6 protein-coding genes are annotated in these 7,034 nt (G+C 39.8%); 5 read left to right on the forward strand and 1 reads right to left on the reverse strand.

From position 1 onward, the window contains the following. The first annotated feature begins 335 nt into the window (after positions 1-335). The 5 genes from ADI86_RS05415 (at position 336) to ADI86_RS05435 (ending at position 6,491) form a co-directional block, all read left to right on the forward strand. Complete coding sequence (locus tag ADI86_RS05415; RefSeq protein ID WP_049532094.1) at positions 336-1,613, forward strand: glutamyl-tRNA synthetase; 1,278 nt, start codon at positions 336-338, stop codon at positions 1,611-1,613. A gap of 75 nt (positions 1,614-1,688) precedes the next feature. Further along, entirely contained in the window at positions 1,689-3,173 is a 1,485-nt protein-coding gene (thrC, locus tag ADI86_RS05420) for a threonine synthase (protein WP_049532095.1), read from the forward strand. Positions 3,174-3,233: 60 nt separating this feature from the next. Continuing rightward, positions 3,234-4,514, forward strand: a complete 1,281-nt coding sequence (locus tag ADI86_RS05425; protein WP_049532096.1) for an MATE family efflux transporter — start codon at positions 3,234-3,236, stop codon at positions 4,512-4,514. Between the two features lie 3 nt (positions 4,515-4,517). Next, positions 4,518-5,072 carry an HAD family hydrolase gene (locus tag ADI86_RS05430; RefSeq protein WP_049532097.1) on the forward strand — a complete coding sequence of 185 codons (555 nt, stop codon included), beginning with the start codon at positions 4,518-4,520 and terminating at the stop codon, positions 5,070-5,072. A 231-nt stretch (positions 5,073-5,303) separates the two neighbouring features. Further along, positions 5,304-6,491: a LysM peptidoglycan-binding domain-containing protein gene (locus tag ADI86_RS05435; protein WP_049532098.1), complete on the forward strand. Its 1,188-nt coding sequence runs from the start codon at positions 5,304-5,306 to the stop codon at positions 6,489-6,491. A 153-nt stretch (positions 6,492-6,644) separates the two neighbouring features. Here ADI86_RS05435 and ADI86_RS05440 read toward each other — a convergent pair. Further along, a partial coding sequence (locus ADI86_RS05440; protein WP_049532099.1) for an ISL3 family transposase occupies positions 6,645-7,034 on the reverse strand: 390 nt, incomplete at its 5' end.

Below are 7,034 nucleotides of genomic sequence, written 5' to 3' on the forward strand. Positions count from 1 at the left end.
AAATCAGTACTATATGCCATAGCTTTATTATAACACGTATTTTATAAACTAAGCGACTATAATGACATCCATAATTTGGATATTAGGGTCTTTAATGTCTAGTAATTTTGTGATAAAATGTAATTGTTCCATATGAATCTTTCTAATGAGTTGTTTTGTCGCTTTTCATTATAGATTTTATGGGACTTTTTTCTACAACAAAATAGGCTCCATAATATCCATAGGGGATTTACCCACTACAAATATTATAGAGCCACAATTCTATTTTTTTATATTATTTTTGGTATAATAATAGTTATTCAAATTTTATTTAGATTATGAAAGTGTAGGGAAGTATGTCTCGTTCTATCGATTTATTAAAACATCGGTATTTGAAAAATATTAAAGAAAATCCTGAATTGTTTGTCGGGATTGAGCTGGAATTTCCTGTTGTAAACTTGGAAGGGGATGCTACAGATGTTGAAGTTATCAAGTACTTATTCCGATATTTAGTTTCTTCTTTTGATTTTACTGTCGAAAAGGTTGATGATTTTGGGAATCCTATCCAGTTAGTGGATCCAGTAAGTCAGGATGCTATTTTATTTGAAGTTTCCTATACTACGATTGAGTTTGCATTTGCCAAGGCTGAAACAATACAAGCTGTTGAGGAACGTTTTAGTATTTATATGGAAGCTATCCAGAAGAAGTTAGCTGAATCAAACCATGCTATTGTTGGCTATGGTATTCATCCCAACTGGGATAAAAATGAGAATAGTCCAGTTGCTTACTCACGGTATCGCATGTTGATGGACTATTTGAATTTGAGTAGAAATGTGACTGAATCAGACTTACATCAATTCCCTGACTATGGAGCTTTTATCTGTGGGAGTCAGGTTCAGCTGGATGTTTCAAAGTCTAACTACTTACGGGTGATTAATGTTTTTACTCAAATTGAAGCAGCTAAGGCTTATTTATTTGCAAACTCTGAGTTTTCTGGTGCAGATTGGGATACGAAAATTTCAAGGGATATTTTCTGGGAAGAATCGATGCATGGTATCTATCCAGAGAATGTTGGGATCAATGCTAGACTCTTTAAAGATGAAGACAATTTTTTTGATTATCTAGATCATTCTGCAATTTTTACTGCGGAACGTGATGGGCAAACCTACTATTTTTATCCAATTCAGGCAAGAGACTATCTGGGGACACCTGAAATCCAAGCATTTGATCTTAATGGGGATGAGGTTCTTATTTACCCTCAAGAGAAAGACTTTGAAACTCATCGTAGTTACCAGTACCAGGACTTAACGACTCGGGGAACAGTTGAGTTTCGTAGTGTGTGTACTCAGCCTCTAGATCAAACCTTCGCTTCTGCCGCCTTTCACTTGGGATTGTTGGTTAATTTAGATAAGTTAGTAGTTTACTTAGAAACAGCACCTTTCTTTAAGAAATTTGGTTGTGATTATAAGTTTTTAAGACGGCAATTTTCTAAGAAAAAGCTTACAGATGAGGAAGAAACTGCGATTATTGAATTTTCCAAAGACTTACTCCTGCTAGCTGAGGAAGGACTGAAGATGAGAAATAAGCAAGAAACAATCTATTTACAGTCTTTGAAAGAAGAATTGGGCCTATAATTTCTCTTATAAAGGGAGAATTTTCTGAAAAATCATGATATAATGGAAGAGACTATAGATAAAGGATAGAGAGTAATGACATTAGTTTATCAATCAACGCGTGATGCCAACAATACAGTAACTGCCAGCCAAGCAATTTTGCAAGGTTTGGCGACGGACGGTGGTTTATTTACACCGCTTACTTATCCAAAGGTAGATTTGGATTTTGACAAATTGAAAGTTGCTTCTTATCAGGAAGTTGCTAAGTTAGTTTTGTCAGCATTTTTAGATGACTTTACTGCTGAGGAGTTGGACTACTGTATCAATAATGCCTACGATAGCAAATTTGATACTCCTGTTATCGCGCCATTAGTGAAATTAGACGGACAATATAACTTGGAACTTTTCCATGGTTCAACAATTGCTTTTAAGGATATGGCCTTGTCTATCTTGCCATACTTTATGACAACAGCTGCTAAGAAACATGGTTTGGAGAACAAGATTGTCATCTTGACAGCGACATCTGGTGATACTGGGAAAGCTGCTATGGCAGGCTTTGCGGATGTTCCTGGCACTGAGATTATCGTCTTTTATCCAAAGGATGGTGTCAGTAAGGTACAAGAGTTGCAAATGACTACTCAGACTGGTGACAACACTCATGTTATCGCTATAGACGGTAACTTTGACGATGCGCAAACAAATGTGAAGCACATGTTTAATGACGTGACCCTTCGTGAAAAATTAGCCGCCAACAAGCTGCAATTTTCATCTGCTAACTCTATGAACATTGGTCGTTTGGTGCCACAAATTGTTTATTATGTTTATGCCTATGCTCAGTTGGTTAAGACTGGTGAGATTGTGGCTGGTGATAAGGTCAACTTCACAGTGCCGACTGGAAACTTTGGAAATATCTTGGCTGCCTTCTATGCCAAACAAATCGGTCTCCCAGTTGGCAAATTGATTTGTGCTTCAAATGACAATAATGTCTTGACAGACTTCTTCAAGACACGTGTTTACGACAAGAAGCGTGAGTTTAAGATAACAACTAGCCCATCTATGGATATTTTGGTATCTTCAAACTTGGAGCGCTTGATTTTCCATCTTTTGGGGAATGATGCGGTTAAGACAGCTGAACTCATGAATGCTTTGAATAACCAAGGTCAGTATGAATTGACAGATTTTGATGAAGAGATTCTTGACCTTTTTGCAGCTGAATATGCGACTGAGGAAGAAACGGCAGCAGAAATCAAGCGTGTTTATGAGTCAGATTCTTATATCGAGGATCCACATACAGCGGTTGCCTCAGCAGTTTATAAAAAGTACCAAGTGGCTACTGGCGATGCGACTAAGACAGTAATTGCATCAACAGCTAGTCCATACAAGTTCCCAGTGGTTGCAGTAGAAGCTGTAACAGGGAAAGTTGGCTTGACTGACTTTGAAGCCTTGGCTCAATTACATGAAATCTCAGGAGTGGCTGTGCCACCGGCAGTTGATGGACTTGAAACAGCTCCAGTTCGTCACAAGACAACAGTGGCAGCTGCTGATATGAAAGCAGCGGTTGAGGCTTATCTAGGACTTTAAGACAGAGGGAGTAAACTCGGTTGGGAAACCAACTGAGTTTCTTTTCATCAGGAGGAAGGATTGTTTAAGAAAAATAAAGACATTCTGAATATTGCCTTGCCAGCTATGGGTGAAAACTTTTTGCAGATGCTCATGGGGATGGTGGACAGTTATTTGGTTGCTCATTTAGGATTGATAGCCATTTCAGGCGTATCAGTAGCAGGTAATATTATCACCATTTATCAGGCGATTTTCATCGCTCTGGGAGCTGCTATTTCCAGTGTTATTTCAAAAAGTTTAGGGCAGAAGAATCAGTCTAAGTTAGCCTATCATGTGACTGAGGCCTTGAAGATTACATTATTATTAAGTTTCCTTTTAGGAGCTTTATCCATCTTCGCTGGGCAAGAGATGATAGGACTTTTGGGGACGGAGAGAGATGTGGCTGAGAGTGGTGGACTCTACCTATCTTTGGTAGGCGGATCGATTGTTCTCTTGGGCTTAATGACTAGTTTGGGTGCCTTGATTCGTGCAACGCATAATCCACGTTTGCCTCTCTATGTGAATCTTTTCTCCAATGCCTTGAATATTCTTTTTTCAAGTCTAGCTATTTTTGTCCTCGATATGGGGATAGCTGGTGTTGCTTGGGGGACTATTCTGTCTCGTTTGGTTGGTCTTGTGATTTTATGGTCGCAATTAAAGTTGCCTTTTGAGAAACTGACTTTTACCTTAGATAAGGAACTATTGACCTTGGCTTTTCCAGCAGCTGGGGAGCGGCTTATGATGCGGGCTGGGGATGTCGTTATTATTGCCTTGGTCGTTTCTTTTGGAACGGAGGCAGTGGCTGGAAATGCAATCGGAGAAGTCTTGACCCAGTTTAACTATATGCCTGCCTTTGGTGTCGCTACGGCAACGGTCATGCTGGTGGCCCGAGCAGTTGGAGAGGATAATTGGAAAAGAGTAGCTAGTTTGAGCAAGCAAACCTTTTGGCTTTCTCTACTTCTCATGTTACCCTTGATACTTATCATCTATTCCTTAGGGATACCACTGACTCATCTCTATACGACTGATCCTGTTGCGGTTGAAGCTAGTGTTTTGGTGGCACTTTTTTCACTACTTGGTACTCCTATGACGATAGGAACAGTCATCTATACAGCAGTCTGGCAGGGTTTGGGCAATGCCCGGCTTCCCTTTTATGCGACAAGTATAGGAATGTGGTGTATCCGCATTGGAACAGGATATCTGATGGGGATTGTGCTTGGTTGGGGCTTGCCTGGTATTTGGGCCGGAACTCTTTTGGATAATGGTTTTCGTTGGTTATTTCTACGTTACCGTTACCAGCGCTATATGAGCTTGAAAGGATAGGAAATGCAAAAAACAGCTTTTATTTGGGATTTAGACGGGACTTTATTGGACTCTTATGAAGCGATTTTATCAGGGATTGAGGAGACTTTTGGTCAGTTTGCTATTCCTTATGATAAGGAGAAGGTGAGAGAGTTTATTCTCAAGTATTCTGTTCAGGATTTGCTTGTGCAGGTGGCGGAAGAGAGAAAACTGGATGTGGAAGTGCTAAATCAGGTGCGTGCACAGAGTCTGGCTGAGAAGAATGTTCAGGTAGTTTTGATGCCAGGTGCGCGTGAGATGCTAGCTTGGGCAGACCAAGCAGGAATTCAGCAGTTTGTCTATACTCATAAGGGGGACAATGCTTTTACCATTCTCAGAGACTTGGGTTTGGAATCCTATTTTACAGAGATTCTAACAAGTCAGAGTGGTTTTGAACGGAAGCCAAGTCCAGAAGCGGCTACCTATCTGATAGATAAGTATCAGTTGGATCCTGAGAAAACCTATTATATAGGGGATCGGACTCTGGATGTGGAATTTGCCCAGAATAGTGGTATTCAGAGCATCAATTTTTTAGAGTAGACTTATGAAGGGAATTACAGAATTCAAGCACTAGCAGATATTCCTTATATTTTTGAAGGAAAGTGACGATAAGATTGTGTCAGTTTTGTGACAGAGACCTAACAAACTATTTCAAGTAATCGAGTTTGTTACAAGGAATGGACAGTTCTGTTAAATAGGCCCGAGAGGGCTTTTTTTCTGCATTTTTTGTGTTATCATAGACAGGTACTCATTTGAAAGGAATTTGAAAGAATGAAGAAAAGAATATTATTAGCCTCAACAGTAGCCTTGTCATTTGCCCCAGTATTGGCAACTCAAGCAGAAGAAGTTCTTTGGACTGCACGTAGTGTTGAGCAAATCCAAAACGATTTGACTAAAACGGATAACAAAACAAGTTATACCGTTCAGTATGGTGATACCTTGAGCACAATTGCAGAAGCCTTGGGTGTAGATGTCACAGTTCTTGCGAATTTAAATAAAATCACGGATATGGACTTGATTTTCCCAGAAACTGTTTTGACAACGACTGTCAATGAAGCAGAAGAAGTAACGGAAGTTGAAATCCAAACACCTCAAGCGGCTTCTAGTGAAGAAGTGACAACTGCGACAGCAGATTTGACAACCAATCAAGTGACGGTTGATGACCAAACTGTTCAGGTTGCAGACCTTTCTCAACCGATTGCAGAAGATCCAAAAGCGGTAGAAACTACAAGAACAAAAGAAGTGGCATCAAGTTCAGAAGTTGCAGAGACAGTTATTACTGCAGAAGAAGTGGCACCATCTACAAATACTTCAACGTCAGCGGAGCAAACAACCGAAACAAGCAGTGCAGTTGCAGAAGCAGTTTCTCAGGCAACGATTCCAACTGAGAAGCAGGAAACACAAGCAAGCCCTCAGGCTGAGTCAACAGTGGAAGAAACTACAACTCCAGCAGAAGAAACAGCAATCGAAGCAACTGCAACAAGTTCAGAAGAAGCAAAAGAAGTTACACCAACAGTTTCTACTTATCAACCAGAAGAGACGAAAATGGTTTCAACAACTTACGCTGCACCAGCTGCGCCCGATTATGCTGGACTGGCAGTAGCGAAATCTGAAAATGCAGGTCTCCAACCACAAACAGCTGCCTTTAAAGAAGAAATTGCTAACTTGTTTGGCATCACATCCTTTAGTGGTTACCGTCCAGGAGACAGTGGAGATCACGGAAAAGGTTTGGCTATCGACTTTATGGTACCAGAAAGCTCAGAACTAGGGGATAAGATTGCGGAATACGCTATTCAAAACATGGTCAGCCGTGGAATTAGTTATATCATCTGGAAACAACGATTCTATGCTCCATTCGATAGCAAATATGGGCCAGCTAATACTTGGAACCCAATGCCAGACCGTGGTAGCGTAACAGAAAACCACTATGACCATGTTCATGTTTCAATGAATGGATAAACCCGACTTTGTAATATCATTTTGACGAATGAGATCTAGCTTTCATGATAGGAAGTAAGTCTCGTTCGTTTTTTCTTTTTCATACTCTTCAAAAATCTCTTCAAACCACGTCAGTTTATGGCTCTTTGTCAACTGTAGTGGGTTGAAGAAAAGCTAAGCTCGAGAAAGGACAAATTTCGTCCTTTCTTTTTTGATATTCAGAGCGATAAAAATCCGTTTTTTGAAGTTTTCAAAGTTCCGAAAACCAAAGGCATTGCGTTTGATAAGTTTGATGAGATTATTGGTTGCTTCTAATTTGGCATTAGAATAGGGTAACTGAAGGGCATTGACGATTTTCTCTTTGTCCTTTAGAAATGTTTTAAAGACAGTCTTAAAAAGAGGATGAACTTTCTTTAGATTTTCCTCAATGAGTCCGAAAAATTTCTCCGGTTCCTTATTCTGAAAGTGAAAAAGCAAGAGTTGATAGAGATGATAGTGGTGTTTCAAGTCTTCTGAATAGCTCAAAAGCTTGTCTATAATCTCTTTATTGGTTAAGTGCATGCG

Origin of the sequence: Streptococcus pseudopneumoniae (genome assembly GCF_001074975.1) — a bacterium.
Taxonomy (GTDB): Bacteria; Bacillota; Bacilli; order Lactobacillales; family Streptococcaceae; genus Streptococcus; species Streptococcus pseudopneumoniae_D.